Origin of the sequence: Cyanobium gracile PCC 6307 (genome assembly GCF_000316515.1) — a bacterium.
GTDB lineage: Bacteria > Cyanobacteriota > Cyanobacteriia > PCC-6307 > Cyanobiaceae > Cyanobium > Cyanobium gracile.
Window position 1 is genome coordinate 1583593 of record NC_019675.1, and the last position, 25365, is coordinate 1608957.

Here is a 25365-nt window from a genome sequence, read left to right on the forward strand (position 1 = left end):
GCGGTTGCCCGTCGCGGTCTCTCGTCCCATTCAAACTCAAGCGGTTTGAAAGGCAGAATCTGACTCTTCCCTCCTCGGCGGAGAGAAAAGACGCTGGAAGCTCTCGGCTCTAAACTCAAGAATCTCCCAGTCGGCCGCCTCCTTCCCCCGGCAGTACCAAGTTCCGTCCACGTCCGTCTGGGCATCCATGAGATGCTTTCTTTTCCAGACTCACCTATGCAGTTGTCAAGGTTCTTTGCTGGCTCCACTGACGCACCCACTCACTTCTGAGCTGGCGATCAGCGAGTCCAGCTTCCTTTCAACCTGGTCAGAATCAGGCCTCACACATGGTGAGCCGAATCATTGGGAATGAAAGGAGGCTGGAGTCCTCAGCTGAACATGTCCGGTCACTTCACCCATCAGAATTCCTCCTGATGCAGCTTCATGTTGTGGTCTTAACCTGGTTGGATGGAGGTTAGCGGACTCGAACCGCTGACATCCTGCTTGCAAAGCAGGCGCTCTACCAACTGAGCTAAACCCCCAAACACGAATGGGCCATCCTGGACTTGAACCAGGGACCTCACCCTTATCAGGGGTGCGCTCTAACCACCTGAGCTAATGGCCCAGGAACAATCACTCTGACAGTGGCTCCCCCAGCCACCCATCGTTTCCTCTCCCTGGCGGGACCGAAAACGTTGGCTGTCTGGCAGAACCCTTGGTGGGGTGACCTAGACAAAGTTTAGGAACTGAAAACGAGTCCATCACAACATCCTCAGAATCCTCCTTCCTGCTCTTGCGAGCCTTCTGGACTCTTCCTTGGCTTTGATGGCTCACCTTGAGGTACCGATCGACCTTCGAGATGACAGGACCGTGGCCTGAGACAAAGGTGCTTCCCAAACTTACGCTTGGTCGGCGCTCAGACATCACGATCAGTTGTGTCTCCCTGTTAGGAGGTGATCCAGCCGCACCTTCCGGTACGGCTACCTTGTTACGACTTCACCCCAGTCATCAGCCCCACCTTCGGCGTCCTCCTCCACAAGGGTTGGAGTAACGACTTCGGGCATGGCCAACTTCCATGGTGTGACGGGCGGTGTGTACAAGGCCCGGGAACGTATTCACCGCAGTATGCTGACCTGCGATTACTAGCGATTCCTCCTTCACGTAGGCGAGTTGCAGCCTACGATCTGAACTGAGCCACGGTTTATGGGATTAGCTAACTCTCGCGAGCTTGCAACCCTTTGTCCGTAGCATTGTAGTACGTGTGTAGCCCAGGATGTAAGGGGCATGATGACTTGACGTCATCCACACCTTCCTCCGGTTTATCACCGGCGGTCTCTCTAGAGTGCCCAACTGAATGCTGGCAACTAAAGACGTGGGTTGCGCTCGTTGCGGGACTTAACCCAACATCTCACGACACGAGCTGACGACAGCCATGCACCACCTGTCTCTGCGCTCCCGAAGGCACTCCCTCGTTTCCAAGGGATTCGCAGGATGTCAAACCCTGGTAAGGTTCTTCGCGTTGCATCGAATTAAACCACATACTCCACCGCTTGTGCGGGCCCCCGTCAATTCCTTTGAGTTTCACACTTGCGTGCGTACTCCCCAGGCGGAACACTTAACGCGTTAGCTACGACACCGAGGGGGTCGATTCCCCCGACACCTAGTGTTCATCGTTTACGGCCAGGACTACAGGGGTATCTAATCCCTTTCGCTCCCCTGGCTTTCGTCCATGAGCGTCAGTTATGGCCCAGCAGAGCGCCTTCGCCACTGGTGTTCTTCCCGATATCTACGCATTTCACCGCTACACCGGGAATTCCCTCTGCCCCTACCACACTCAAGCCTTGTAGTTTCCATCGCTGAAATGGAGTTAAGCTCCACGCTTTAACGACAGACTTACAAGGCCGCCTGCGGACGCTTTACGCCCAATAATTCCGGATAACGCTTGCCACTCCCGTATTACCGCGGCTGCTGGCACGGAATTAGCCGTGGCTTATTCCTCAAGTACCGTCATGTCTTCTTCCTTGAGAAAAGAGGTTTACAGCCCAGAGGCCTTCATCCCTCACGCGGCGTTGCTCCGTCAGGCTTTCGCCCATTGCGGAAAATTCCCCACTGCTGCCTCCCGTAGGAGTCTGGGCCGTGTCTCAGTCCCAGTGTGGCTGATCATCCTCTCAGACCAGCTACTGATCGTCGCCTTGGTGGGCCATTACCCCACCAACTAGCTAATCAGACGCGGGCTCATCCTCAGGCGAAATTCATTTCACCTCTCGGCATATGGGGTATTAGCGGCCGTTTCCGGCCGTTATCCCCCTCCTGAGGGCAGATTCCCACGCGTTACTCACCCGTCCGCCACTAGCCCGAAGGCTCGTTCGACTTGCATGTGTTAAGCACGCCGCCAGCGTTCATCCTGAGCCAGGATCAAACTCTCCGTTGTAGATCCAACCCTCTTGGTCCGCTTTCACTTCCCTCAGCTGGATTTGCCTCTCACCATCCCCGCAGACTGGCGTCTACGGCAACGTCGGGGCCACCAACGCTCTCGCGCTGGGTTCAAAGAGTGCACCTCTCGCTTTCCGGCTTGCTCCCCTTGCGGAGACCATCGGTCCCCTTGCGGGCAGCCCACCAGGCCACGATTCGTGACTTTCCCGAATCTCAGATCCGGTTCGCAACCGGTCGCACCATCAAAGGGCCTTCCATCTCCGCTGAAATCTCTCCCAGCCGATGGCGCCACTCCAAACCTCGGCGCGTCGTGAGAACGCACCTCAGTTCCTTGATCGCTTTGACCCGTCGCTTGTTTCTTTTGACGGGACCTCACACCTCCACCGCTCTTCGTCCGCTGCTCTCCCTCTCAGGACATCCCGCTCCACACGTCCCTTCCAGGACGGCTTCCCTCCGCGGTAACGAAGGACACAGGCGCTTTTGGCTCAAGCCCCTACGGTCTCCCGCATCTGCTCCTTGCCTCCAGCAGCAACCGACGCAGTGGAAGCGTCAGTTCCTAAACTTTTTTGGTTGTCCAGGTTCTGCCGCTCCACCCCTTCCGGGGCTCTCGCGGCGCGTCGCCTCCCGGCGACTCAGAAAACTTACAACACCGTCGGCTCGCGCCTCTCGATCCCGTAAGCCTGCTCCCCGCTCGAGCTCTCGCTCTCTGGGGCGCAGTCCAAAATCATATCACCTGGGCGGAGACCACCATGGGTGGGAACGAAACAACGGTTCCTTGCCTCCCCTTCCCAAAGCCAGCAGCAGATCGGAAGAGCCTCCGCAGAGCCAAGGGAGGCCCAGCGGAGCCAGCCCGGGCCGCACCACCCAACCGGGCCACCTGGGTGCCTGCCCCCCCCTTGGAGGACGGCCTGATTGCCCTGGCAGGGCTGCAGGCGAGCGCTGCGGGAAGCAACAAGGGACCCAGCAGGGCGGCAGAGGCTGCCTGTGGGTCCCTCCAGGCGGCCCCGGACGGATCAGGCCCATGGACACAAAAAAAGCCGCGATGGCTCGCGGCTTGGAGGGATGGGTTGGGAGGGAAAGGCGGCCGGCGACTCAGAACAAACCCAGGGTGAGGGACTTGTCGATCGGGAGACAGGCGCCGATGCCCAGGTAGATGGTGAAGACGGTGCCGAACAGGAAGGCACCCATGGCCACCGGGCGGCGGAAGGGGTTCTGGAACTTGTTGAAGCTCTCGATGAACGGGATCAGCATCAGACCCAGGGGGATCATCGTCTGCAGGGCGATGCCCAGCAGCTTGTTGGGGACGACCCGCAGGATCTGGAACACCGGGTAGAGGTACCACTCGGGCAGAATCTCCAGCGGCGTGGCGAAGGGGTCGGCCCGATCACCCAGCATCGCCGGATCGAGAACGGCCAGGCCGACCAGGCAAGCGATGGTCCCGAGGATCACCACCGGGAAGATGTAAAGCAGGTCGTTGGGCCAGGCCGGCTCACCGTAGTAGTTGTGCCCCATGCCCTTGGCCAGCTTGGCCCGCAGCTTGGGATCGGTGAGGTCAGGCTTCTTGAGGATGTGCATGGTGGGAGCTCGGAGCGCTGGTGACCGGTAGGGGAAGGCTAAGGGGAGGAACGGGGTTCAGAGCGGGCCGGAGATGCCCTGCTTACGGATCATCAGGAAGTGGATCAGCATGAACACCGCCAGCAGCCAGGGCAGCACGAAGGTGTGGAGGCTGTAGAAGCGGGTGAGGGTGGACTGGCCGACGCTCTCACCGCCGCGGAGCAGCTCGACCATGAAGTCCCCAACCACGGGCACGGCGGCAGGCACACCGCTGACGATCTTGACGGCCCAGTAGCCAACCTGGTCCCAGGGAAGGGAGTAGCCGGTGACGCCGAACGACACGGTGATCACGGCCATGGTGACGCCGGTGACCCAGGTGAGCTCGCGGGGACGCTTGAAGCCGCCGGTGAGGTACACCCGGAAGACGTGCAGGATCAGCATCAGCACCATCATGCTGGCGCTCCAGCGATGGACCGAGCGGATCAGCCAGCCGAAGCTCACGTCGGTCATCAGGTACTGGACCGAGCTGTAGGCCTCCACCACCGTGGGCTTGTAGTAGAAGGTCATCGCGAACCCGGTGGCGAACTGGATCAGAAAGCAGACCAGCGTGATGCCGCCCAGGCAATAGAAAATATTGACGTGGGGGGGGACGTACTTGGCGGAAATATCGTCGGCAATGGCCTGGATCTCCAGGCGTTCCTCGAACCAGTCATAGATCGGGGACGACTTGGCGCCGGTGGACGAGTTCGCCATGCAGCGTGGGGCTTGGGTTGCGAGAGTCTACCGATCGTTCTGACCCCCCCGTGAGAGACCCGGCCCGCCGCTCCCTGCCGGCTCAATGGTTTGCAACAGGGCTGCGCCGCCGGCTGGGGCCCCTCCGGCTGCTGGTGGGGACAGGGCTCTGCCTGCTGCTGTGCCTGCCGCTCGGCATGCCCGCAGCAGCGCTGGCGCTCAACGATGCCCAGCAGCTGGTGGTGGAGGCCTGGCGGCTCGTGAACCAGAGCTACGTCGATCCGGGGCAGCTGGAGGCGGTGCAGTGGCGGCGCCTGCGCCAGAAGACCCTGGAGCAGCCGATCAGCAGTTCGCTGGAGGCCTACGCGGCGATCGAGGCGATGCTGGCCCCCATCGACGATCCCTACACCCGGATGCTGCGTCCGGAGGAGTTCGCCACTCTGCGCTCCAGCACCCAGGGACGGGTGACCGGCGTGGGGCTGCAGCTGGGCCGGCGGGCGGGGGACCAGCGGATCGTGGTGATCGCTCCTCTCGACGCCTCCCCCGCCGCCGACGCGGGCATCGTCTCGGGCACCGAGATCCTGCGGGTGGACGGCACCCCGGCCGAGGCGCTGGGGCTGGAGGGCACCGCCGCCCGCCTGCGGGGACCCGCCGGAAGCGACGTGCTCGTGGCCCTGCGCACCCCGTCGGGACAGGAGAGCGAGGTGCTGCTGGATCGCCGCGAGGTGGATCTGCAGCCGGTGCGCAGCCACCGTCTGATCAGCGAGGGCCACAGCCTCGGGTACCTGCGGATCACCCAGTTCAGCGAGCCGGTGCCCCAGCAGGTGCGCTCCGCCCTGGCCGCCCTGACCGCCCCCGGAAGCAGCGGGCCGATCGAGGGGCTGATCCTCGATCTGCGCAACAACTCGGGGGGCCTGGTGGCCGCCGGGCTGGCGGTGGCCGATGGTCTGCTCGATGGGGATCCGATCGTGGAGACCCAGGACCGGGGCGGCATCGCCGATCGCCAGCAGGCGGGTCCCGGACAGCTCTATGGCGGCCCCCTGCTCACCCTGGTGAACGCCGGCACGGCCAGCGCCAGCGAGATCCTGGCCGGGTCCCTGCAGGACAGTGGCCGTTCACGCCTGGCCGGCAGCCGCACCTTCGGCAAGGGGCTGATCCAGACCCTGATCAACCTCAGTGATGGCAGCGGCCTGGCGGTGACCGTGGCCCGCTACCTCACCCCCAGCGGTCGCGACATCCAGAACCAGGGCATCGAACCGGACGTGCTCCTGAGCCAGCCCGAGCCCCTGGAGCCCGACGGGGATGGGGACAGCTGGTTGCAGGAGGCGGCCCGGCTGCTGGTCGCCGGTCTGGCGGCCCCGGCGCCATGAGCCAGCGCACTTACCACGATCCGCTCCATGGGGCGATCCGGCTGGATCGCCAGGATCCGGCCGAGGCACTGGTGATCGACCTGATCGACACCGCCCCCTTCCAGCGGCTGCGGCGCATCCGCCAGCTGGGGCCCGCCTTCCTCACCTTCCATGGGGCGGAGTCCAGCCGCTTCACCCATTCCCTCGGGGTGCTGGCGGTGGCACGGCTGGCCCTGCAGCAGCTGGAGCGGCTCGATCCCTCCCTGTCCCGGCACCGGGACGTGCTCTATGCCGCCGCCCTGCTGCACGACGTGGGCCACGGGCCCCTCAGCCACTCCGGCGAGGAGATGTTCGGCCTGCGACACGAGACTTGGTCGGGGCGGCTGATCCGCGACCATCCCGCCCTGCGGGACCGGCTCGATGACGGCGCCCCCGGCCGGGCCGCCCTGGTGGCCGACCTGCTGGAACATGGCCGCCATCCCAGCCGGGCCATCAAGGCGCTGGTGAGCAGCCAGCTGGACTGCGACCGGCTCGACTACCTGCTGCGCGACAGCTACAGCACCGGCACCCGCTACGGCCAGCTGGATCTGGAGCGGATCCTCGCCAGCCTCACCCTCGCGCCCGACGGGGATCTGGCCCTCCACCCCCGGGGCCTGATGGCGGTGGAGCACTACCTGGTGGTGCGGCATCTGATGTACCGGAGCGTGTACAACCACCGGCTCAACATCGTCTGCAACTGGCTGCTCAACCAGGTGATCAGCGTGGCCCGCAGACTCGGCCCGGATCTGGTCTGGGCGGACGCCACCATGGCCCGCTGGCTCTGGGACCGGGATCTCCTCGATCTGGAGAGCTACCTGGCCAACGACGACATCCGCACGGGCTACCACCTGGTGCGCTGGCGGGAGGAGGGGCCCGAGGAGCTGGCCGATCCCTGCGGGCGGCTGCTGGAGCGGCGCCTGCCCAAGGCCACCGACGTCAGCGACCTCTCACCGGCCGGCCGGATCGAGCTGCTGGCAGTGGCACGGGGGCTGTGCGAACGCGCCGGGCTGGTGGCGGAAGGCTGCTGCGCCCTGGAGCAGCGCCAGAGCCGGGGCTATCACCCCTATTCCGGGGGCCTGCGGCTCTGGGACGGCCAGCGGCTGCAGGCCCTCGAGCAGCGCTCGCCCCTGGTGGCCAGCCTCTGCCAGACGGTCGACATGGCCTGGCTGATCCATCCGGCCCGGGTCAGCGACGCCCTGCGGGAGACCCTGGCGGTGTGGCGGCAGGACGACGCCGGCCGGCGGGACCTCTAGGTTCGCTGCACCCCTGGGCATCGTCGTGGCAGCCGCACTGATCCAGGCGATCGATGGTCAGCAGCCCCACCTGCTGCGGCTGCCGGCCGAGGAGGGATCCGCCAGTGCCGTCGAGGAGGTGCGCTACGTCCTCGGCAGTCGCCAGCCGCCTGCGGGCTCCGTGGTGCTGGAGGCGGGCCGCTGGCTGCTGAGGCTGCCGGACCTGCGCCAGCTGCAGGGGCTGCTGGGTTCGGTGCAGCTGGAACTGGTGCGGGTCGCCAGCCGCCGGCCGGAAACCCTGGTGGCCGCGGCCGCCCTCGGCCTCGACACCGATCCGGGCCCGGGGCGGCCGGCCCCAGCCGCCGCGGCCCCGGGGGCAGCGGTGCCCGATCTGCTCGTGCATCGCGGCACCATGCGCGCCGGCGACCATCTGCAGGCGGAGGGTTCGGTGCTGCTGCTGGGGGATGTGAACCCCGGCGCCCGGATCAGCGCCGCCGGCAACGTGCTGGTGTGGGGGCGGCTGCGGGGCGTCGCCCATGCCGGCGTCTGCGGGAATCGGGAGACGCGCATCGTGGCCCTGCAGCTGCGGCCCCTGCAGCTGCGGATCGCCGATGTGGTGGCCCGGGGCCCCGAGGGTCTGCCGCCGCCCGGGCTGGCGGAGCAGGCCCGGCTGGTGGAGGGGGAGATCCGGATCGATCCGGCGGCACCGGACTTCAGCGGTTGATGAGGAGATCAGCGGTTGATCAGGCCGAAGGCCCCGAGCCCGCCGGCCACCGCCATGAACCACAGCGGCGAGATCCGGGTGCGCAGCATCAGCACGCACACCAGCAGCGACACCACCACCCCGGGGGCATTGGTGTCGGCGGTCTGGAGGATCTTGACCCCCACGGCGAACAGGATGCCGAGGGTGATGGGACCCAGGCCCCGCTCGAAGGCCACTCGCCAGGGGGAGTCCCGCAGCCGGTTCCAGCTCAGGCATGCCACCACCATCAGCAGCGTGGAGGGCAGCAGGATGGCGACCTCAGCGCCGTAGGCGCTCAGCAGGGCCCAGCCAGGGCCCTCGGGCCAGCCGGCTCCCATGCCAAGCAGCCCCACGATCATGGAGCTGGGGCCGGGTGCCGCCTCGGCCAGGGCGTAGAGGTCGGCGAACTGGGAGGGCCGCAGCCAGCAGTACTCGACGACGCTGAGGTGGTGATACTCGGCCAGCAGGGTGTTGCCGCCCCCCAGGGAGAACAGCGACAGGCCGAGAAAGGTGCCCATCACCTGCAGCAGGTGGCCGAGATCGTTGAGGCGCATGGGGGCGCAGCTGGCCGCCTCGGCGGCGGCCGCCAGCAGCAGGGGCGCCATCAGCGCGGCTCTCCGGCCGGAGGCCCGGGATGGGACGGGCGCGGCCAGTACCAGGCCATGGCCAGGGGTCCGGCCACCAGCACCAGCGGCACCAGACGCACTTGGAAAAACGTCATCAGCACGAAGGTGACCGCCGCCAGCAGCAGGGCCACCGGATCCTTTCCGTACTCATGGAGGATCTTGAAGCCCATCGACAGGGCCATGCCCGCCGCCGCCGCCACCACCCCCGCCAGCACCCGATCGAGGGCGGGCAGGCTGTGGAACTGGAAATACAGCAGCCCGACCGCCATCAGCAAGGTGAAGGGCACCAACAGCATCCCGGCCAGGGCCGCCAGGGCCCCGGGCAGGCCGCGGAAGAAGGTGCCGACGTAGACGGCCATGTTGATCTGGTTGGGGCCGGGGAAGAGCCGGGCCACGGTGAGACCGGTGAGGAACTCCTCGTTGCTCATCCACTGGCGCTGCTCGACGATGATCCGCTGGCTCCAGGCCGAGAGGCCGCCGCCGAAGGCGGAGAGGGCCACCATCAGCATGCCCGTGAACAGCTGCCCCAGGCCTGGCGGGGAGGCCGTCGGGGCGGGGGCGGGTGGTTCAGTCATGGACGAAATGGGGGTCCGGAGGCAGTTCCCCTTCTTCGTGAAAGCGGGGGTCGAGGGGATCAGGGGCGTTGTACTTCTCGGCGTTCTCCCAGTCGGCCTGGAACATCTCGCGCAGCCGCGCCACCACTTCGGGGGCGTCGCTTTCGATGCCCAGTTCGCGGCGCAGATCGAAGGCACTGCGGTCGATATTCATCGAGCCGGTCTGGGCGAAGGCCCCATCCACCAGGATCAGCTTGGCGTGCAGCTTGGGCCGCTGCTGCCGGCGCACCTTGACGCCGAAGCGCTGCATCACCCGCAGCGAGGAGAAGGTGTCGTAGATGTCCCAGTCACTGATCCCATGCTTGCCGCCGCACAGCACTCGCACCTTCACACCCCGCTCCCGGGCGCTGATGATCCGCTCCAGGATCACCGCATCGACGAACTTGGGGTGCTGGATCCAGAGGGTGCGGGTGGCGGCATCGACGATGCGGGCCATCTGACCGCGGCTGTGGGCGCTGCTCCACACCAGCCCCACCCCCAGGTCGGGCTGGAAGAACAGACGCTGCCAGTCGGCCTCGAAACCGGCGATCACCTGGGCCACCACGGCGGGGTTGTAGGTGAGCACCCCGTAGTCGCGGGTCTCGGTGAAGTACTTGTCGGCCAGGTTGAAGGTGGCCACCAGGGCGGTGTGCCGGTCGACCACCATCGATTTCTCGTGGGTGACCGGGAAAGCCTCGCTGGTCCAGGCGGTCTCGATGCCCCAGCCCTGGAGGCGGGCGAAGGCCTCATCGTTCCAGCGGTCGCCGCCGGAGGTGTGGGGGTTGAGCATGACCCGCACCTCCACCCCCCGCTCCCGGGCCCGCCGCAGGGCCTCCTCCACCGCCACCGACTGCAGCTTGAACTGCTTGAGCAGCAGCTGCTCGCCGGCGGTCTCGATCAGCGCGACCACCGCATCCACACCGTCGTCGGGCATCACCAGCAGCCGCTGGTGCCGGTGGGGGGCAGTGGTCATCGCAGGGTGGAAGGGATGGGCCTTTCTAGCGGCAGTTCAGGGCCTTGGTACAGCCGTTCCGCCCGGTGGGATTAGCCTGCCCCGACGCCCGTGGACGCCGTGACGTCAGCCTCCCCTCGCATCATCCTCATCTGCTCCGGCAAGGGGGGCGTCGGCAAGACGACCCTCACCGCCAACCTGGGGATCGCCCTGGCCCGGCTGGGGGAGCGCACCGTGGTGCTCGATGCCGATTTCGGCCTGCGCAACCTCGACCTGCTGCTTGGCCTCGAGAACCGCATCGTCTACACCGCCCAGGAGGTGCTGGCCGAAACCTGCCGGCTGGAGCAGGCCCTGGTGAAGCACAAGCAGGAACCGAATCTGGCCCTGCTGCCCGCCGGCAATCCCCGCATGCTCGAGTGGCTCACCCCCGAGGACATGCAGCGCATCGTCGCCATGGTGGCGGAGCGGGCTGATTTCGTGCTCATCGACTGCCCGGCCGGGATCGAGGACGGCTTCAAGAACGCCGCCGCCGCGGCCCGCGAGGCAATCGTGATCACGACGCCGGAAGTGTCGGCCGTGCGGGATGCGGACCGGGTGATCGGCCTGCTCAACACCCGGGGCGTGGCACCGGTGCAGCTGGTGCTGAACCGGGTGCGACCCAAGATGATGGCCAGCCAGGAGATGCTGGGCGTCGATGACGTGACCGACATCCTGGCCCTGCCCCTGGTGGGCCTGGTGGTGGAGGACGAGCAAGTGATCGTATCCACCAACCGGGGGGAGCCGCTCACCCTCAACGGCAACGGGTCCCCCGCCGCGAAGGCCTACCAGAACATCGCCCGGCGCCTGCGGGGTGAGGACGTTCCTCTGGAAGATCCCTCCAAGGTCCGCAGGGGCCTGCGCGCCCGGCTGATGAACAAGATCCGCAAGACCACCGGTCTCTTCTGAGCACCATGACGCTGTTCGATTTCCTCCAACGGTTGCTGGGGCGCCAGAAGCCCAGTGGGACCCTGGCCAAGGAGCGGCTGCAGCTGGTGCTGGCCCACGATCGCAGCGATCTCAATCCCGAGCTGCTTGAGCAGATGCGCCGCGAGATTCTCGAGGTGGTGCAGCGGTATGTGGAGATCGACCTGGAGGAAGGGGACGTGAGCCTGGAGACCGAGGACCGGGTCACCGCCCTGGTGGCCAACCTGCCGATCAAACGGGCCCGGCCCCTGCCCGCCCTCGTGGCGGCGGCCGCCGCCGTGGGCATGGCCCAGGCGCCCGATGCCGAAGCCGCCCTGCAGGATCTGGCCGTTCCCCTGGCCAGCGAACCAACCGAGGCCCCCTCCCCCGCCGATCCGGACTGAGGCGGCACAGTCCGGCGACGGCCGGCGGGAACGCTGCAGGCAGTGCAGCGAGGGCCGGCCTTGGCGGAAACGTTCCCGGTGGCGATCACCCCGGCGGAACAGCGCGTTCTCGACCTGCTGCGCCGGGGCGACAGCAACCGCCACATCGCCGCCCAGCTGGTGCTGAGCCCGCGCACGGTGGAGAGCCATGTCTCCCATCTGCTGGCCAAGACCGGCTGCCGCAGCCGCACCCAGCTGCTGCTCTGGGCCCTGGCCCAGGGATAGGCTGGGTCGGGCCAAGGGCCCATGCCGGCTTAGCTCAGTGGTAGAGCAGCGCTTTTGTAAAGCGAAGGCCATCGGTTCAAATCCGTTAGCCGGCTTGCCAGGGATGGGCGCCGCCACCGCCCTTACCATCGGCACAGCGCACGGGAGGCCATGGCGTGCCACACCTGGCTGGTGGCAGGGCTGATCGCCCTGCCGGGGGCCCTGGCCCAGGTCCCACCGGGCCCGCCACCGCCGCTGCCGCCTGCCCGCTCCGGTGCCGAGATCCTGGGGAGCCCCGGCATCCGCACCCGCTACGTGGATCCCAGCGGCCCGGCCCCAACGGCTGGGTCCAAAACGCTGCCGGCCGTAGGCCCGCCGGAGCGCCCCCTGACAGTCCCCGTCAACGAACAGGTGGATTTCACCCCGACGATGGAGGAGGGACCGTTCCAGCAGCCCACCCTGCGGGGCCTGTTCCGCTGGGATCTGCAGCAGCCCGCCAGCCGCTGAGGGGCTCTAACCGATGGCCTGCCTGATCGACAGGAGGCCGAAGGCCAGGAACAGGCCGCCGCTGAGGCGATACAGGACCCTCTCGCTGATCCGGCCGCCGATCCACTGGCCCGCGCCCACCGCCAGCCAGGTGACCAGGGCATGGCCCAGGAGCGTGCCGGCCAGCAGGCCGGCGAAGCTGAAGGCCGGGGCCGCCGCCAGGAAGATGGTGGCGAACTGGGTGCGATCTCCGAGTTCGGCCAGGAACACCAGCACGAAGGCCTCCCAGATCACAGCGCCGGGACCCCGGACACTGCCGTCGCTCTCGGCCGCATCGATGGCCGCTTCGGCCTCGTGGGCCTCCTCCGTCGCCGCATCGGCCGGGAGGCCGGAGGCATCGACCAGGAGCTTCACGCCGAACCCCAGAAACAGGACCGCCGCCAGCCAAGGAACCACGGCCTGGGGCAGCCACTCCCTGAGGCCGAAACCCATGCCCAGGGACAGCAGGGTGACCAAGGTGAGCGCGGCGAAAGCCCCCAGGAACACCCAGCGGGGGCGGTGGCGGGCCGCCAGGATCAGGGCCATGAAGAAGGTCTTGTCGCCCAGCTCGGCCAGGGTGATGGCCGTGAGGCTGGAGCCGAAGGCGGCCAGGCCGGGATCACCGGCGGGGGGAAGGGTCATGGGGGCGTCGGGCACGCCTCCATCGGCGCTGGACAACGGGACCGGCCGCGGGCAAGGGCGATGCCGGGAGAATCGGTGGGGAGGCTAGGTGCCGGCCGGCCCCAAGTGGCCGCTGGACCGGCGGCGCGTCAGCAGGGGGCCATCAGGCGCCGGCGAACAGCCAGAGGCCAAGGGCCAGCAGCAGCCAGCCGAGCCAGCCCAGATCGAAGACGGGGGTGGCCAGATGCACGAGGGGCACCAAGAGCCAGTGGCTGAGGGACACCCCCAGCAGCACCACCAGCAGAAGCGGCAGCATCAGGCCCCTCCCGCGCCCGGCGCCGGGGTGGCCCCGGGGCGCAGCACGGCCCAGGGGTCGTCGCTGCGCTCCTCCCCCCGCCAGGCCAGGACGGTGCTGGCCTGGCCCGACCCCGGGGGCCAGGGCAGGGGCTCCAGCCGGGCGAGCCCGGGGAACTGGCGGGCGGCCTCCGCCGCCGTGGTGGCCGCAGGCTGACCGGAGCGGTTGGCGCTGGTGGTGGCCAGTGGGCCGCTGAGGCGCAGCAGCTCCCGGGCCCGCTCGCAGGCCGGCACGCGTAGGCCGAGGCTGGTGCCACCGGGGTGGAGATGGTCGGTGAGGGCTCCGGTGATCGGCAGCACCAGGGTGACGGCCCCGGGCCAGCTGCACCGGGCCTGCTCCAGCCAGGCCTGCTGCCAGGGCACCGCGAGGACCTCGATCAGCTGGGGCAGGTCGGCCCCCATCAGGATCAGGGGCTTGTCGGCGGGCCGTTGCTTGAGGCGCCAGAGCAGGGCCGCCACAGCGGGCCGGCAGGCCAGGGCCGGCAGGGTGTCGGTGGGGAACAGGACGGCCTCCCCGGCCGCCAGGCACCTGGCCAGATCGGCGGGTCCGTTCATTGGGCCACGGGCCTCCAGGCGCTGGCGAAGCGGGCCCGGCCCTCCAGGTCGGCGTGGGCCCCGGGGCGCTCCAGACCGACGGCAAGCAGCAGCTCGCCGACGGCCTCGCTCTGGTCGTGGTGGTGCTCCAGCAGCAGCAGGCCGCCAGGGGCCAGAGCCTGCAGGGCCCCGGCCACGATCGAGCGGAGGGCCGTCAGCCCATCGGGACCACCATCGAGGGCCTGCCGGGGTTCGTGGTCGCGCACCACCGGCGCCAGCCCGGCCAGGGTGGCGCTGGGGATGTAAGGGGGGTTGCTGACCACCAGATCAAGCCCGCCCCACCAGGGCTGCAGCGGCTGCCACCAGTCGCCCGGCAGCAGGGAGACCTGGCACTGCAGGTCCCAGCGGGCGAGGTTGGCGCCGGCCTGGGCCAGGGCCTCGGCGCTGGCCTCGACGGCGAAGCCACGGCTGGTGGGCAGGCTGCGGGCCAGGGCGATGGCCAGACAGCCGGAGCCGGTGCCCAGGTCGGCCCAGCAGGAGATGGGGGGGGCCTGTCGTCGCAGCTCCAGGGCCAGATCCACCAGCAGCTCCGTTTCCTGACGGGGGATCAGCACGCCGGGGGCCACCGGCAGTTCCAGGTCGCGCCAGGGGCAACGGCCCACCAGGTACTGCAGGGGCTCGTGGGTGCACCGGTGCCGGCGCCAGAGGGCCTCGAGCTGCTCCAGCGGGCGATCGAGCCGGATGGTGGCGTGCGGGTGACACCAGAGCGACTGCTGCTGGCTCCAACGCAGCCCACCGCCCAGATCCAGCAGCCAGTCGAGGTCGGCGGCGGCGCCGCCCCGGGCCAGCAGGCGGCGGCGCCACTCCAGAAGATCCGCCCCCGTGACCGTCAGGGCCTCGGGCCCGGGCGCGGGGGGGGCGGAGATCGGGGCTGGGATCGGGGCGGTGCCGGCCTGGGAAACCATGGGGGGAGCCTAATCAGGGGCGAGGCCTCAGCAGGGACGCCAGCAGAGGCCCGCCTCGGCCCGCAGCCGCCCGGCCAGCTCCAGCTCCAGCAGCCGGGGCATCAGCTCGGCCATGGGGCGATCGAGGGCCAGGCTCAGCTGCTCGAGGCTGGCGCCGCCACCCACCGCCGCCAGCAGCCCCTCGGCCGCCATCGCGCCGGCGTCCGCCGGCCGGGTGTGGGCTTGCTGGCTGTGCGCGGCCGCCGCATCCCCCGGCGGGCCCGACCCGGGACCAGACCGGGCCAGGGGACCGGGACCCAGCTGGCCGATCAGGTCGGCGGGGATGAGCAAGGGCGTGGCCCCCCGGGCCAGCAGCCGGTTGCTGCCCATGGCCGAAGTCCGGCCGGCATCGGCCGGCACCACCCAGAGGGGCAGCTCCAGCTGCCAGGCCAGCTCGGCCGAATGCAGCGCCCCGCTGACGACCGGGCACTCCACCACCACCACCGCGGCCGCCATGGCCACCAGCAGGCGGTTGCGGGCGGCGAAGCTGCCGGGGCGCACGGCGCCCCCTTCGGCCAGCTCGCTCACCAGCAGACCCTGACGGGCCACCTGGCTCTGCAGCAGCGCGTGATGGAGGGGATAGGCGCGACCCAGCGGTGTGCCCAGCACCCCCACGGGCGCCCCTCCGGCCGTCAGACACCCCTGATGGGCGGCCCCATCGATCCCCTCCGCCAGACCACTCAGAACGGGCCAGCCCGCCTCGGCAAGAGCGGCACCGATGGCCTGGGCCATCGAGAGGCCATGCAGGGACGGGCGCCGGGTGCCCACCACCGCCACCGAGCGCCGATGGCCCAGGTGGGGCCAGAGGCTGCCCCGCCCCTGCCAGCACAGCTGCAGGGGCGGCCGCTGCAGCTGCCGCAGGCCCCCGGGCCAGCCCCGGTCGCCGGGGACGAGCACACCGCGGCCGAACCGGCACCGGGGCGCGAAGGCCTCGAGGGGCCGGGCCCCCCAGCGGCGGCGGAAGCGCTCCACCTCCGCCACCAGAGCCTCTCCCAGGCCCGGCACCGACTCCAGCTGGGCGGCGGAAGCCCCCCAGGCGGCGGCGAGCCCACCACAGCTGGCCTCGAGGGCCCGCAGCCGTTGCCAGCCGAGGCCGGGGCAGCGGCTCCAGAGCAGCCACCACAGACGTTGCTGCCGGTCCCAGACCGGAGCCGCCCTGCGGGGGAACGCTCCCTGCACCAGATCTCCCATCGCCCGCGCCAGCGTCCGTTCGGCAGTACAAGCGTACTATGAGCGTACGTCGGTGCCGGGCGGCCCCGCCCGCAGGATCGCCAGGGCCTCCTCCAGGTCCTGCGGCAGCCGCCGCTGCAGCCGCCGCTGCGAGGGGCCCCCGGAGAGATCCACCAGCACGAGGTCGACACAGGCCTCGGCCGCCAGCCTCCCATCCGGGCCCAGGAAACGGCTTTGCCAGCCAAGCTTGACACCCTCCCGCGGCAGCACCCGGCTGTGGATCGCGACCGCGTCACCGTGGAGCAGGGCCTGGCGGTAGTCGATGCGCAGGCCCACCACCGGCAGCTCCAGCCCCCGGGACGAAAGGTCGCTGTAGTGGAGCCCGGCCCGGGCCAAGGCCTCGACGCGCGCCTCCTCCAGCCAGGCCAGGTAGGCCCCGTGCCACATCACGCCGGCGTGGTCGGTGTGCTGCGGCAGCACCCGCCGGTTCAGACACCACCAGGCCTCTTCGGAGCGCTGCATCACGGTCTTCACCACAGGGGAGTGCGGAAACAGGATCAGCCATAGGCTGATCCAGAGCCTCTTTGACGACCGTGTTCCGCAACCTGCTGATCGCCGATTCCGGCAAGGGTCATGTGGAGGAGATGGTCCGCATCCTGCGGGACATCCCCCCTTGCCGTCAGGCCCGGATCAACCTGCTGCACGTGATTCCCGAGCAGGGGGGTCTGGATCTGGAGACCCACCGCCAGCAGGCCGAGGTGCTGATCCGGGAGGCGATCGAGCGTCTCGGTCTCAGCCCCGGCGAGGTCAACACCCTGGTACGGGAGGGCGACGCCAAGCTGACCGTGCTGAACGTGGCCGATGAGCTGGAGGCCGACCTGATCGTGATGGGGTCGCGGGGTCTGGGCCGGCTGCAGTCGATCCTGGGCAACAGCGCCAGCCAGTACGTCTTCCAGCTCTCCACCCGGCCCATGCTGCTGGTGCGGGACGATCTCTACGTCAAGGCCATCAACCGGGTCCTGGTGGCCATCGACGGCACCGGGGTCGGTGATGACGCCCTGCGGCTGGCCTGTGAGCTGGTGCAGGGCATCCCCGGCGGCAGCCTCACCGGCGTGCACGTGTCCCGCCAGGACATCACCCCCTCCCGGGGCGGGCGCACCCCCGGGGACGACGTGTTGCAGAAGGCGATCCAGCGGGCCCGCAGCTTCGGGGTGGAGATGAAAGGCCTGCATCGGACGGGCGACATCGCCCGCGGTGTGTGTGCCGCCGTCGAGGAGGCGAAGGCGGACCTGGTAGTGATTGCCTCCCAGGACCGCAGGCCGCTGGTGGCCCGGGCCCTGGTGGATCTCGACAAGCTTCTGGGCAGCTCGGTCAGCGACTACATCCGGGTGCACGCCCCGGCTCCGGTGCTGCTGGTGCGGGAGCCGGAAGCACGGGCGCGCTGAGGGCGACTCAGCCGCCCTGGCGGCTGTTCGTCTGGATGTAGAGAATGATCAGGAAAACGGCGGGAACCAGAACGAACAGGAGGCTGGCAACGAAGCCGAGGTCGTTGGTTTCCATGACTGCTGGTGAGGTTCTGAGAACGTATCACCGCCCATCGGCGGGAAGGACGCCCCCTTCATCGCTCGTTGCGGATGGAGCGGCCTCCTCCTCGGGGTCCTCAGCGGCGGGAGGGGCGGGCCAGGCGGTGGGCCCCTCCGGCAGGGGCTTGGCCAAGGCCCTGGCCAGATCGCCTTCCCGGTCCGTCAGTCCCACCTGGGGCCTGGTGAGCACCATCACCGACTTCTGCACCAGGGCCTGACAGGCCAGCCGCCAGGACTGGGGGCGCCGTCTCAGCTTGAGCTGTTCCACCGCCGTCTGTTCCGTGAGGGCGGTGGCGGTGCCCCCCTCCACCACCTCCACGAAGCAGGTGATGCACTGGCCGCAGCCCCCGCAGTTGCCCAGCCGACCCTTGAGGCCGTAGAGCTCGATGCCCTCGCGCAGGGCGACCTCGCGGAGATTCTCCCCCGGGTAGCACTCCACATCGCGCTGCTCACGAACGAACCGGATCACGGGCATGGCGAAAGTCCCTGGGGACACACGACGGCCCCCATTGTGAGACGCGCCGTTGCGGTCCGTTACCTGGGTCCCGTGGCGCTGCCCGCAACCCTTACCATCGCCAGCACGGATCGGTAATCACCGAGCGTCTCCTTAGCCGCCATCGCCCCGGCGACCGGCTTCGGCAACTGTCAACCCAGACCTGACCCCCCAATGGGATTGCCCTGGTACCGGGTGCACACGGTCGTCATCAACGACCCGGGCCGACTGCTGGCCGTGCACCTCATGCACACCGCCCTGGTAGCCGGCTGGGCCGGCTCCATGGCGCTCTATGAGCTCGCGATCTTCGACCCCTCCGACCCGGTCCTCAACCCCATGTGGCGCCAGGGCATGTTCGTCATGCCCTTCATGGCTCGCCTGGGTGTGACGGGCAGCTGGGGTGGCTGGAGCGTCACCGGTGAAACCGGCGTCGACCCCGGCTTCTGGAGCTTCGAGGGCGTGGCCGCCGCCCACATCATCTTCAGCGGCCTCCTCTTCCTTGCCGCCATCTGGCACTGGACCTACTGGGATCTCGAGATCTGGCAGGATCCCCGCTCCGGGGAGCCGGCTCTCGACCTGCCCAAGATCTTCGGCATCCACCTGCTGCTGGCCGGCCTTGGCTGCTTCGGCTTCGGCGCCTTCCACCTCACCGGCGTCTTCGGGCCCGGGATGTGGATCTCTGATCCCTACAGCCTGACGGGACACCTCGAACCGGTGCAGCCCGCCTGGGGACCGGAGGGCTTCAACCCCTTCAACCCGGGCGGGATCGTGGCGCACCACATCGCCGCCGGCATCGTCGGCATCATCGCCGGCATCTTCCACATCACCACCCGTCCACCGGAGCGCCTGTACAAGGCTCTCCGCATGGGCAACATCGAGACGGTGCTGGCCAGCGCCATCGCTGCGGTGTTCTTCGCGGCCTTCATCGTGGCCGGGACCATGTGGTACGGCTCGGCCGCCACGCCGGTGGAACTCTTCGGCCCCACCCGCTACCAGTGGGATCAGGGCTACTTCAAGACGGAGATCAACCGTCGCGTGCAGACCGCCCTCGACAACGGCGCCACCAAGGAAGAGGCCTACGCGGCCATTCCCGAAAAGCTGGCCTTCTACGACTACGTCGGCAACAGCCCCGCCAAGGGTGGTCTGTTCCGCGTGGGCCCGATGATCAACGGTGACGGCCTGCCCACCTCCTGGATCGGCCACATCGCCTTCACCGACAAGGAAGGTCATGACCTCGAGGTCCGGCGTCTGCCCAACTTCTTCGAGAACTTCCCGGTAGTGCTCCAGGACGAGCAGGGCATCGTCCGCGCCGACATCCCGTTCCGTCGGGCCGAGGCGAAGTACTCCTTCGAACAGCAGGGCGTGACGGCCACCGTCTACGGCGGTGCCCTCAACGGCCAGACCTTCACCGACCCGGCCGACGTCAAGCGGCTGGCTCGCAAGGCCCAGCTCGGCGAAGCCTTCGAGTTCGACCGTGAGACCTACCACTCCGACGGCACCTTCCGCAGCTCCCCCCGCGGATGGTTCACCTTCGGCCACGCCTGCTTCGCCCTGCTCTTCTTCTTTGGCCACATCTGGCATGGTGCCCGCACCCTCTACCGTGATGTGTTCGCCGGTATCGATCCCGATCTTGGTGAGCAGGTGGAGTTCGGTCTGTTCGCCAAACTGGGCGACCGTTCCACCCGGCGCCTGCCCGAGGGCTACGTGCCCCCGGCCGGTTCCACCCTCAGCTGACCGCCAGTCCCCCCGAGGATTCCCATGGAGAGCTTCGCTTACATCCTGATCCTGGCCCTGGCCATTTCCACGCTGTTTTTCGCGATCGCCTTCCGCGACCCCCCGAAAATCGGCAAGTGACCATCCGTCCAGAGTGATGCAGCGCCCCCGGGAAACCGGGGGTTTTTCATGTTTCGGCCCCCGAGCGGGAGCCGCCCCCTTCTCTTTGTGCGCGTAGCTGTTTACACTCCAAATACTTGGACGCGTGCCCGGGGATGCAATGTCCCTCCTGCCAACACACCGATAGCCGCGTTCTGGAATCAAGGGCCGCCGATTCCGGGCGCAGCGTGCGACGGCGCAGGGAGTGCCTCAACTGTGATTTTCGTTTCACCACCTACGAACGGGTCGAGACCGTCCCGATCACCGTGGTCAAGCGCAACGGCAGCCGGGAAACCTTCAACCGCAGCAAATTGCTGCACGGTCTGCTGCGGGCCTGCGAGAAGACGGGCCTCGAACCGGCCCGGCTCGAGGCCGTCGTCGACGACATCGAACTGGCCCTCCAGCAGCGGGTCGGCCGCGAGGTGAGCAGCAACGAGATCGGTGAACTGGTGCTGCAGCGCCTGCGGGAGATGAGCGAGGTGGCCTACGTGCGCTTCGCCTCCGTGTACCGCCAGTTCCAGAGCGTCAGCGATTTCGTGGCCACCCTCGAAGGGCTGGGCAGCCGCGCCAAGGCCAAGACCCGACTGGCGGTGGTGGGCTGAACCGGGCACCAGGCCCGGGAACGGAACAGCCCGCCGGTCCATTGATAGAGTGATTGATCGGGTGTGCGCTGCAGGCGGGCAGCCATCCCGTTCCTTCGCACTGCCACCGGCAGACCGCCCCAGCTCCATGACCCTCACTCCTTCTTCCGAAGCCGACACCCTCGAGGCCCTCACGCCGATCAGCAGCGAGGAGGCCACCGACGTCGAGGCCAGCGCCGATCTCGATCTGGCGATCCCGGAAGAGGTGCCCAGCGCCGACGACTCCAGCAGCCGTGTCAGCGCACGGGACGGCGACGGTGTGGGCTTCACGCTGGACGAGTTCGCGGCCCTGCTCAGCAAGTACGACTACAACTTCAAGCCCGGCGACGTCGTCAACGGCACCGTCTTCGCCCTGGAATCCAAGGGCGCGATGATCGACATCGGCGCCAAGACCGCCGCCTTCATGCCCCTGCAGGAGGTGTCGATCAACCGCGTGGAGCACCTCTCCGACGTGCTCGAGCCCGGCGAGGTACGCGAGTTCTTCATCCTCAGCGAGGAGAACGAGGACGGCCAGCTCACCCTGTCGGTGCGTCGCATCGAATACCAGCGCGCCTGGGAGCGGGTGCGCCAGCTGCAGAAGGAGGACGCCACGATCTACAGCGAGGTGTTCGCCACCAACCGCGGCGGCGCCCTGGTGCGGGTGGAGGGGCTGCGGGGCTTCATCCCGGGCAGTCACATCAGCACCCGCAAGGCCAAGGAGGAACTCGTGGCCGACTTCCTTCCCCTCAAGTTCCTTGAGGTGGACGAGGAGCGCAACCGCCTGGTGCTCAGCCATCGTCGCGCCCTGGTGGAACGCAAGATGAATCGCCTCGAAGTGGGCGAAGTGGTGCTGGGCACCGTCCGGGGCATCAAGCCCTACGGGGCCTTCATCGACATCGGCGGTGTCAGCGGCCTGCTGCACATCTCCGAGATCAGCCACGAGCACATCGAGACTCCCCACACCGTGCTCAACGTCAACGATCAGATGAAGGTGATGATCATCGACCTCGACGCCGAGCGGGGCCGGATCTCCCTCTCCACCAAGGCCCTCGAGCCGGAACCGGGCGACATGCTCAGCGATCCCCAGAAGGTGTTCGACAAGGCCGAGGAGATGGCGGCCCGCTACAAGCAGATGCTGCTCGAGCAGGCCGAGGACAACGAGCCGATGGGTGTCTCCCTGGAATGAGGTCGCGCCGGATCCGCTGACGATGGTTCACCTTTCCCTGCGGGGCACCCCGCTGCCCTGCGGGGGCAGCCCCCTGGAGGCGGTGCTGTTCGACAAGGACGGCACCATGAGCCACAGCGAGCCGATGCTCGTGGCCCTGGCCCAGGCCAGGGTCTTTCACTGTCTGGCTCTGGCCGGTCTGGCCGAGGACGACCAGGAGCGGCACCGCGACCTGGGCGCCCTCCTGCATCGCGCCTACGGCCTGTCCGCCGAAGGCATCCACCCGGCCGGCACGATGGCGGTCGGGAGCCGCGACCAGAACCTGGTGGCCACCGGCACCGCCCTGGCCCAGGTGGGCTTCGGCTGGCCCGAAGCCCTGGCCATGGCCGAGGCGGTGTTCGCCCGCACCGATGCCCTCCACGGCCAGGGGAGTGAACAGCGGCCAGCCCCCACCCCCGGCCTGCGGCCCCTGCTGGAGGCCCTGCGCCAGGCGGGAGTGCGTTGCGCCGTGATCAGCAACGACCATGTGGAAGGCATCGAGGCGTTCCTGGCCGCCCACGACCTGGCCGCCTACGTGCAGGCCATCTGGAGCGCCGAGCATCAGCCCCGTAAACCCGACCCCGCCGCCATCCACGGCCTTTGCGAGGAACTGGGCGTAGCGGCGCAGAGCTGCGCCCTGGTCGGCGACGCCAACAGCGACCTGCGCATGGCGCGGGCCGCCGGGGTGCCGGTGGTGCTGGGCTATCGGGCGGGCTGGCGGCGGCCGGTGGAACTGGACGGGTCCTTCCTGCAGCTGGACCACTGGCGGGAGCTCGCTGTGGTGCCGGGGAGCGCCCCCATACCCCCCAATGGTTCAACCGCCACTGGGATGGTCGCCCCTCAGTCATAAGCTCACCCATCGACCGATCCTTTCCCCTATGAGCCGTTTCGTCTTCACCTCGGAATCGGTGACGGAAGGCCACCCCGACAAGATCTGCGACCAGGTGAGCGACGCCGTGCTCGACGCGCTGCTGGCCCAGGATCCCTCCAGCCGGGTGGCCTGCGAGACCGTGGTGAACACCGGCCTCTGCCTGATCACGGGGGAAGTCACCACCAACGCCCGCGTCGACTTCAACACCCTGGTGCGGGGCGTGATCGAGCAGATCGGCTACAGCGGTGCCCGTGCCGGCGGCTTCGACGCCAGGAGCTGTGCCGTGCTGATCGCCCTCGACCAGCAGTCGCCCGACATCGCCCAGGGTGTGGATGAGGCCGACGACCACGACGGCGATCCCCTCGACAAGGTGGGCGCCGGCGACCAGGGCATCATGTTCGGCTACGCCTGCGACGAAACGCCGGAGCTGATGCCGCTGCCGATCAGCCTGGCCCACCGGCTGGCGCTGCGGCTGGCCCAGGTGCGCCATGACGGCAGCCTCGGCTACCTCCTCCCCGACGGCAAGACCCAGGTGAGCGTCGTGTACGAGGACGACCGCCCCGTGGCGATCGACACGATCCTCATCTCCACCCAGCACACCGCCGAAGTGGAGGGCATCAGCGATGAGAAGGCGGTGCAGCAGCGCATCAGGGAGGACCTCTGGTCCCACGTGGTGCTGCCCGCAACGGCCGATCTGCCCCTCAAGCCCTCCAAGGAGGGCACCCGCTTCTACGTCAACCCCACCGGCAAGTTCGTGGTAGGCGGCCCCCAGGGCGACGCGGGGCTGACGGGCCGCAAGATCATCGTCGACACCTACGGCGGCTATGCCCGCCACGGTGGCGGCGCCTTCTCGGGCAAGGACCCCACCAAGGTGGACCGCTCCGCCGCCTACGCGGCCCGCTACGTGGCCAAGGCCCTGGTGGCCTCCGGTCTGGCCCACAAGGCCGAGGTGCAGCTCAGCTACGCCATCGGCGTGGCCCGGCCCGTGAGCATCCTGGTGGAGAGCTTCGGCACCGGCGCCCTCAGCAACGCCGACCTCACCGCCCTGGTGCAGGAGCACTTCGACCTGCGCCCCGGCGCCATCATCGCAGCCTTCGGACTGCGGGAACTGCCCCAGCAGCGGGGCGGACGCTTCTACCAGGACGTCGCCGCCTACGGCCACTTCGGCCGCAAGGATCTCGACCTCCCCTGGGAGGATGTGACCGCCATCGCCGCCACCCTGAAGCAGGCCACGGCGAACCGTGTCAGCGCTGTATCTGGGGGTTGACCTCGGCAGCAGCGGCCTGCGCCTGGCCGTTCTGGCCGACGCCGGAGAGCCCGGTGGCGAGCCCGACGACCCGGTGCTGGGGCTGCAGGCCCCCTACCCAGGCCGCTTCGAGGACCCGGAGGCCTGGCGGCAGGGCCTGATCCATCTGCTGGCCGCCGTGCCCGAGGAGATCCGCCGGCGGGTGAGGGCCCTCGCCGTCGATGGCACCTCCGGCACCCTCCTGGCCTGCGGGCCAGGGGGCAGCCTGCTGCCGCCGCCTCTGGCGGACGCCCTTCCCTACCACCAGGCCTGTCCGGAGCAGGCCGGGGCCATCGCCACCCTGCTGGCCCCGGAGCCCTCGGCGTGGGCCGCCCATCCGGCCGCCAGCAGCAGCGGCAGCCTGGCCCGGGCTTTGCGCCTGATGTCCCTGGCCAAGGAGGCGGGCCTCGCTCAAGGTCTGCTGCTGCGTCACCAGGCCGACTGGCTGATGGGCTGGCTGCTGGACGACTGGCGCTGGGGCGAGGAGGGCAACAACGTGCGGCTGGGCTGGGACCTGCCGCAGGGCCGCTGGCTCGCGGGGGTGGCCGAGGGCCTCGATGCCAACCTCCTGCCCGCGATCCGCAGCAGCGGCAGCCGCCTCGGCCGGCTGGCTGCGGAAGCGGCGGCCAGCCTGGGTCTGCCTGCCGACTGCCAGGTGGTGGCCGGCAGCACCGATGCCAATGCGGCGGTGCTGGCCGCCGATCCCCAGGAGGGCGATGGCATCGCCGTGCTGGGCACCACCCTGGTGCTGAAACAATTCGTGGCCGCCCCCCTGGCCGGGGCGGGCCTCAGCAACCACCGGGTGGGCGGCCGCTGGCTCGTGGGGGGAGCCTCGAACGCCGGCGCCGGCATCCTGCGCCGCTTCTTCGACGACGCCCAGATCGCCGAACTGAGCCGCCAGATCACGCCCGACCGTCCCACGGGGCTGGCCCTGCGGCCCCTGAGCCGCCGGGGCGAGCGCTTCCCGGTGGACGACCCGGAGCTGGAGCCGATCCTGGAGCCGAGGCCGACCAGTGATGCCCGCTATCTCCAGGCCCTGCTGGAGGGCCTGACGGCCATCGAGGTGGCGGGCTGGCGGCGGCTGTGGGAGCTGGGGGCCCCGGCCCTGCGGCGGGTGATCAGCCTTGGCGGCGGCGCCCGCAACAGCCAGTGGCGGGCCCTGCGGACACGGGCCCTGGGGATCCCGGTGCTGAACCGACCGAAACGCACGGCGGCCCTGGGCATGGCCCTGCTGGCGCGGGCCAGCTCCAGGATGGGGGCCGACTCCCCCTCGCCTCGGCCATGAACGAACGTCTCAAATCGATCCTCGCCATGGCCCTGTTCGTCGTGCTGGCCGGCTATGTGGGCTTCAGCGGCCTGCGGCTGGGCCTGCTGCTCTGGCAGCGGTTCGCCGGCGCCTGAGCCCAGAA

General features: G+C 68.7%; 28 protein-coding genes, 3 tRNA genes and 1 rRNA gene. 16 read left to right on the forward strand and 16 right to left on the reverse strand.

All coding sequences use genetic code 11. The features are described 5' to 3' along the window. Positions 1–448: 448 nt before the first annotated feature. From CYAGR_RS07520 to petB, 5 genes are all read right to left on the reverse strand, one after another. A tRNA-Ala gene (locus CYAGR_RS07520) sits at positions 449–521 on the reverse strand. A 9-nt stretch (positions 522–530) separates the two neighbouring features. Continuing rightward, positions 531–604, reverse strand: a tRNA-Ile gene (locus CYAGR_RS07525). A gap of 321 nt (positions 605–925) precedes the next feature. Next, a 16S ribosomal RNA gene (locus tag CYAGR_RS07530) occupies positions 926–2410 on the reverse strand. Positions 2411–3504: 1094 nt separating this feature from the next. Continuing rightward, positions 3505–3987 (reverse strand): cytochrome b6-f complex subunit IV, encoded by a 483-nt coding sequence (gene petD, locus CYAGR_RS07535; protein ID WP_015109204.1) that lies wholly within the window; start codon positions 3985–3987, stop codon positions 3505–3507. Between the two features lie 57 nt (positions 3988–4044). After that, positions 4045–4719: a cytochrome b6 gene (petB, locus tag CYAGR_RS07540; RefSeq protein ID WP_015109205.1), complete on the reverse strand. Its 675-nt coding sequence runs from the start codon at positions 4717–4719 to the stop codon at positions 4045–4047. 50 nt (positions 4720–4769) lie between these two features. Here petB and ctpZ point away from each other — a divergent pair, with 50 nt between their 5' ends. From ctpZ to CYAGR_RS18710, 3 genes are read left to right on the forward strand one after another with little or no spacing between them, the layout of a single operon-like run. Further along, on the forward strand, positions 4770–6068 hold the full coding sequence (ctpZ, locus tag CYAGR_RS07545; RefSeq protein ID WP_015109206.1) for a carboxyl-terminal processing protease CtpZ: 1299 nt from the start codon (positions 4770–4772) through the stop codon (positions 6066–6068). Beyond that, on the forward strand, positions 6065–7339 hold the full coding sequence (locus tag CYAGR_RS07550) for an HD domain-containing protein (protein ID WP_015109207.1): 1275 nt from the start codon (positions 6065–6067) through the stop codon (positions 7337–7339). Before ctpZ ends, CYAGR_RS07550 begins: the two co-directional genes overlap by 4 nt. A gap of 25 nt (positions 7340–7364) precedes the next feature. Continuing rightward, positions 7365–8042 carry a septum site-determining protein MinC gene (locus CYAGR_RS18710; protein WP_015109208.1) on the forward strand — a complete coding sequence of 226 codons (678 nt, stop codon included), beginning with the start codon at positions 7365–7367 and terminating at the stop codon, positions 8040–8042. A gap of 8 nt (positions 8043–8050) precedes the next feature. Here CYAGR_RS18710 and CYAGR_RS07560 read toward each other — a convergent pair whose 3' ends face one another. The 3 genes from CYAGR_RS07560 to CYAGR_RS07570 are packed head-to-tail and all read right to left on the reverse strand — an operon-like array spanning position 8051 to position 10252. Beyond that, positions 8051–8665 carry a chromate transporter gene (locus CYAGR_RS07560; RefSeq protein ID WP_015109209.1) on the reverse strand — a complete coding sequence of 205 codons (615 nt, stop codon included), beginning with the start codon at positions 8663–8665 and terminating at the stop codon, positions 8051–8053. After that, positions 8665–9261 (reverse strand): chromate transporter, encoded by a 597-nt coding sequence (locus CYAGR_RS07565; RefSeq protein WP_015109210.1) that lies wholly within the window; start codon positions 9259–9261, stop codon positions 8665–8667. The genes CYAGR_RS07560 and CYAGR_RS07565 overlap by 1 nt, the downstream gene beginning before the upstream one ends. Next, on the reverse strand, positions 9254–10252 hold the full coding sequence (locus CYAGR_RS07570; protein WP_015109211.1) for a phospholipase D-like domain-containing protein: 999 nt from the start codon (positions 10250–10252) through the stop codon (positions 9254–9256). Before CYAGR_RS07570 ends, CYAGR_RS07565 begins: the two co-directional genes overlap by 8 nt. A gap of 90 nt (positions 10253–10342) precedes the next feature. Between CYAGR_RS07570 and minD the strand changes: the two genes are divergently transcribed. The 5 genes from minD to CYAGR_RS07595 all read left to right on the forward strand — a co-directional run bounded on the left by minD (position 10343) and on the right by CYAGR_RS07595 (position 12327). Continuing rightward, positions 10343–11176 carry a septum site-determining protein MinD gene (gene minD / locus CYAGR_RS07575; RefSeq protein ID WP_015109212.1) on the forward strand — a complete coding sequence of 278 codons (834 nt, stop codon included), beginning with the start codon at positions 10343–10345 and terminating at the stop codon, positions 11174–11176. Positions 11177–11181: 5 nt separating this feature from the next. Then, entirely contained in the window at positions 11182–11577 is a 396-nt protein-coding gene (minE, locus tag CYAGR_RS07580) for a cell division topological specificity factor MinE (protein WP_015109213.1), read from the forward strand. A 60-nt stretch (positions 11578–11637) separates the two neighbouring features. Next, positions 11638–11841: a response regulator transcription factor gene (locus CYAGR_RS07585; protein ID WP_043325559.1), complete on the forward strand. Its 204-nt coding sequence runs from the start codon at positions 11638–11640 to the stop codon at positions 11839–11841. Between the two features lie 23 nt (positions 11842–11864). Next, positions 11865–11936: transfer RNA gene (locus tag CYAGR_RS07590), tRNA-Thr, on the forward strand. Positions 11937–11991: 55 nt separating this feature from the next. Then, entirely contained in the window at positions 11992–12327 is a 336-nt protein-coding gene (locus CYAGR_RS07595) for a hypothetical protein (protein ID WP_015109215.1), read from the forward strand. Positions 12328–12333: 6 nt separating this feature from the next. Here CYAGR_RS07595 and CYAGR_RS07600 read toward each other — a convergent pair whose 3' ends face one another. The 6 genes from CYAGR_RS07600 to CYAGR_RS07620 all read right to left on the reverse strand — a co-directional run bounded on the left by CYAGR_RS07600 (position 12334) and on the right by CYAGR_RS07620 (position 16550). Next, the gene (locus CYAGR_RS07600) at positions 12334–12987 is read right to left on the reverse strand and encodes a TMEM165/GDT1 family protein (RefSeq protein ID WP_043325561.1); all 654 of its coding nucleotides are present in this window, start codon (positions 12985–12987) and stop codon (positions 12334–12336) included. 142 nt (positions 12988–13129) lie between these two features. Further along, the gene (locus CYAGR_RS18265) at positions 13130–13282 is read right to left on the reverse strand and encodes a hypothetical protein (protein ID WP_015109217.1); all 153 of its coding nucleotides are present in this window, start codon (positions 13280–13282) and stop codon (positions 13130–13132) included. Next, positions 13282–13875, reverse strand: a complete 594-nt coding sequence (locus CYAGR_RS07605) for an L-threonylcarbamoyladenylate synthase (protein WP_015109218.1) — start codon at positions 13873–13875, stop codon at positions 13282–13284. Before CYAGR_RS07605 ends, CYAGR_RS18265 begins: the two co-directional genes overlap by 1 nt. After that, on the reverse strand, positions 13872–14819 hold the full coding sequence (gene prmC / locus CYAGR_RS07610) for a peptide chain release factor N(5)-glutamine methyltransferase (RefSeq protein WP_015109219.1): 948 nt from the start codon (positions 14817–14819) through the stop codon (positions 13872–13874). Before prmC ends, CYAGR_RS07605 begins: the two co-directional genes overlap by 4 nt. A gap of 27 nt (positions 14820–14846) precedes the next feature. After that, a complete protein-coding gene (locus CYAGR_RS07615; RefSeq protein WP_015109220.1) occupies positions 14847–16049 on the reverse strand; it encodes a DNA-processing protein DprA in 1203 nt (400 codons plus the stop codon). A 36-nt stretch (positions 16050–16085) separates the two neighbouring features. After that, positions 16086–16550 carry an acyl-CoA thioesterase gene (locus tag CYAGR_RS07620; protein WP_015109221.1) on the reverse strand — a complete coding sequence of 155 codons (465 nt, stop codon included), beginning with the start codon at positions 16548–16550 and terminating at the stop codon, positions 16086–16088. Positions 16551–16621: 71 nt separating this feature from the next. On the opposite strand from CYAGR_RS07620, the gene CYAGR_RS07625 reads away from it, so the two are divergent. Next, positions 16622–17473 carry a universal stress protein gene (locus tag CYAGR_RS07625; protein WP_043325564.1) on the forward strand — a complete coding sequence of 284 codons (852 nt, stop codon included), beginning with the start codon at positions 16622–16624 and terminating at the stop codon, positions 17471–17473. A gap of 7 nt (positions 17474–17480) precedes the next feature. On the opposite strand, the gene psbM is transcribed toward CYAGR_RS07625, so the two are convergent. Together psbM and CYAGR_RS07635 are read right to left on the reverse strand one after the other, a co-directional pair. Beyond that, positions 17481–17588, reverse strand: a complete 108-nt coding sequence (gene psbM / locus CYAGR_RS07630; RefSeq protein ID WP_015109223.1) for a photosystem II reaction center protein PsbM — start codon at positions 17586–17588, stop codon at positions 17481–17483. A 27-nt stretch (positions 17589–17615) separates the two neighbouring features. Beyond that, positions 17616–18086, reverse strand: a complete 471-nt coding sequence (locus CYAGR_RS07635) for a 2Fe-2S iron-sulfur cluster-binding protein (protein ID WP_015109224.1) — start codon at positions 18084–18086, stop codon at positions 17616–17618. Positions 18087–18278: 192 nt separating this feature from the next. Here CYAGR_RS07635 and psbB point away from each other — a divergent pair, with 192 nt between their 5' ends. The 7 genes from psbB (at position 18279) to CYAGR_RS07670 (ending at position 25241) form a co-directional block, all read left to right on the forward strand. After that, positions 18279–19838 carry a photosystem II chlorophyll-binding protein CP47 gene (gene psbB / locus CYAGR_RS07640; RefSeq protein ID WP_015109225.1) on the forward strand — a complete coding sequence of 520 codons (1560 nt, stop codon included), beginning with the start codon at positions 18279–18281 and terminating at the stop codon, positions 19836–19838. Positions 19839–19862: 24 nt separating this feature from the next. Beyond that, positions 19863–19958: a photosystem II reaction center protein T gene (locus CYAGR_RS07645; protein WP_010314684.1), complete on the forward strand. Its 96-nt coding sequence runs from the start codon at positions 19863–19865 to the stop codon at positions 19956–19958. Between the two features lie 134 nt (positions 19959–20092). Beyond that, positions 20093–20578: a transcriptional regulator NrdR gene (gene nrdR / locus CYAGR_RS07650; protein ID WP_015109226.1), complete on the forward strand. Its 486-nt coding sequence runs from the start codon at positions 20093–20095 to the stop codon at positions 20576–20578. A gap of 127 nt (positions 20579–20705) precedes the next feature. Then, entirely contained in the window at positions 20706–21782 is a 1077-nt protein-coding gene (locus CYAGR_RS07655; protein ID WP_015109227.1) for a 30S ribosomal protein S1, read from the forward strand. A gap of 22 nt (positions 21783–21804) precedes the next feature. Continuing rightward, the gene (locus CYAGR_RS07660; protein ID WP_015109228.1) at positions 21805–22650 is read left to right on the forward strand and encodes an HAD family hydrolase; all 846 of its coding nucleotides are present in this window, start codon (positions 21805–21807) and stop codon (positions 22648–22650) included. Between the two features lie 28 nt (positions 22651–22678). Continuing rightward, positions 22679–23938 carry a methionine adenosyltransferase gene (gene metK, locus CYAGR_RS07665; protein WP_015109229.1) on the forward strand — a complete coding sequence of 420 codons (1260 nt, stop codon included), beginning with the start codon at positions 22679–22681 and terminating at the stop codon, positions 23936–23938. Continuing rightward, on the forward strand, positions 23913–25241 hold the full coding sequence (locus CYAGR_RS07670) for an FGGY-family carbohydrate kinase (RefSeq protein ID WP_015109230.1): 1329 nt from the start codon (positions 23913–23915) through the stop codon (positions 25239–25241). The genes metK and CYAGR_RS07670 overlap by 26 nt, the downstream gene beginning before the upstream one ends. The last annotated feature ends 124 nt before the right edge of the window (positions 25242–25365 follow it).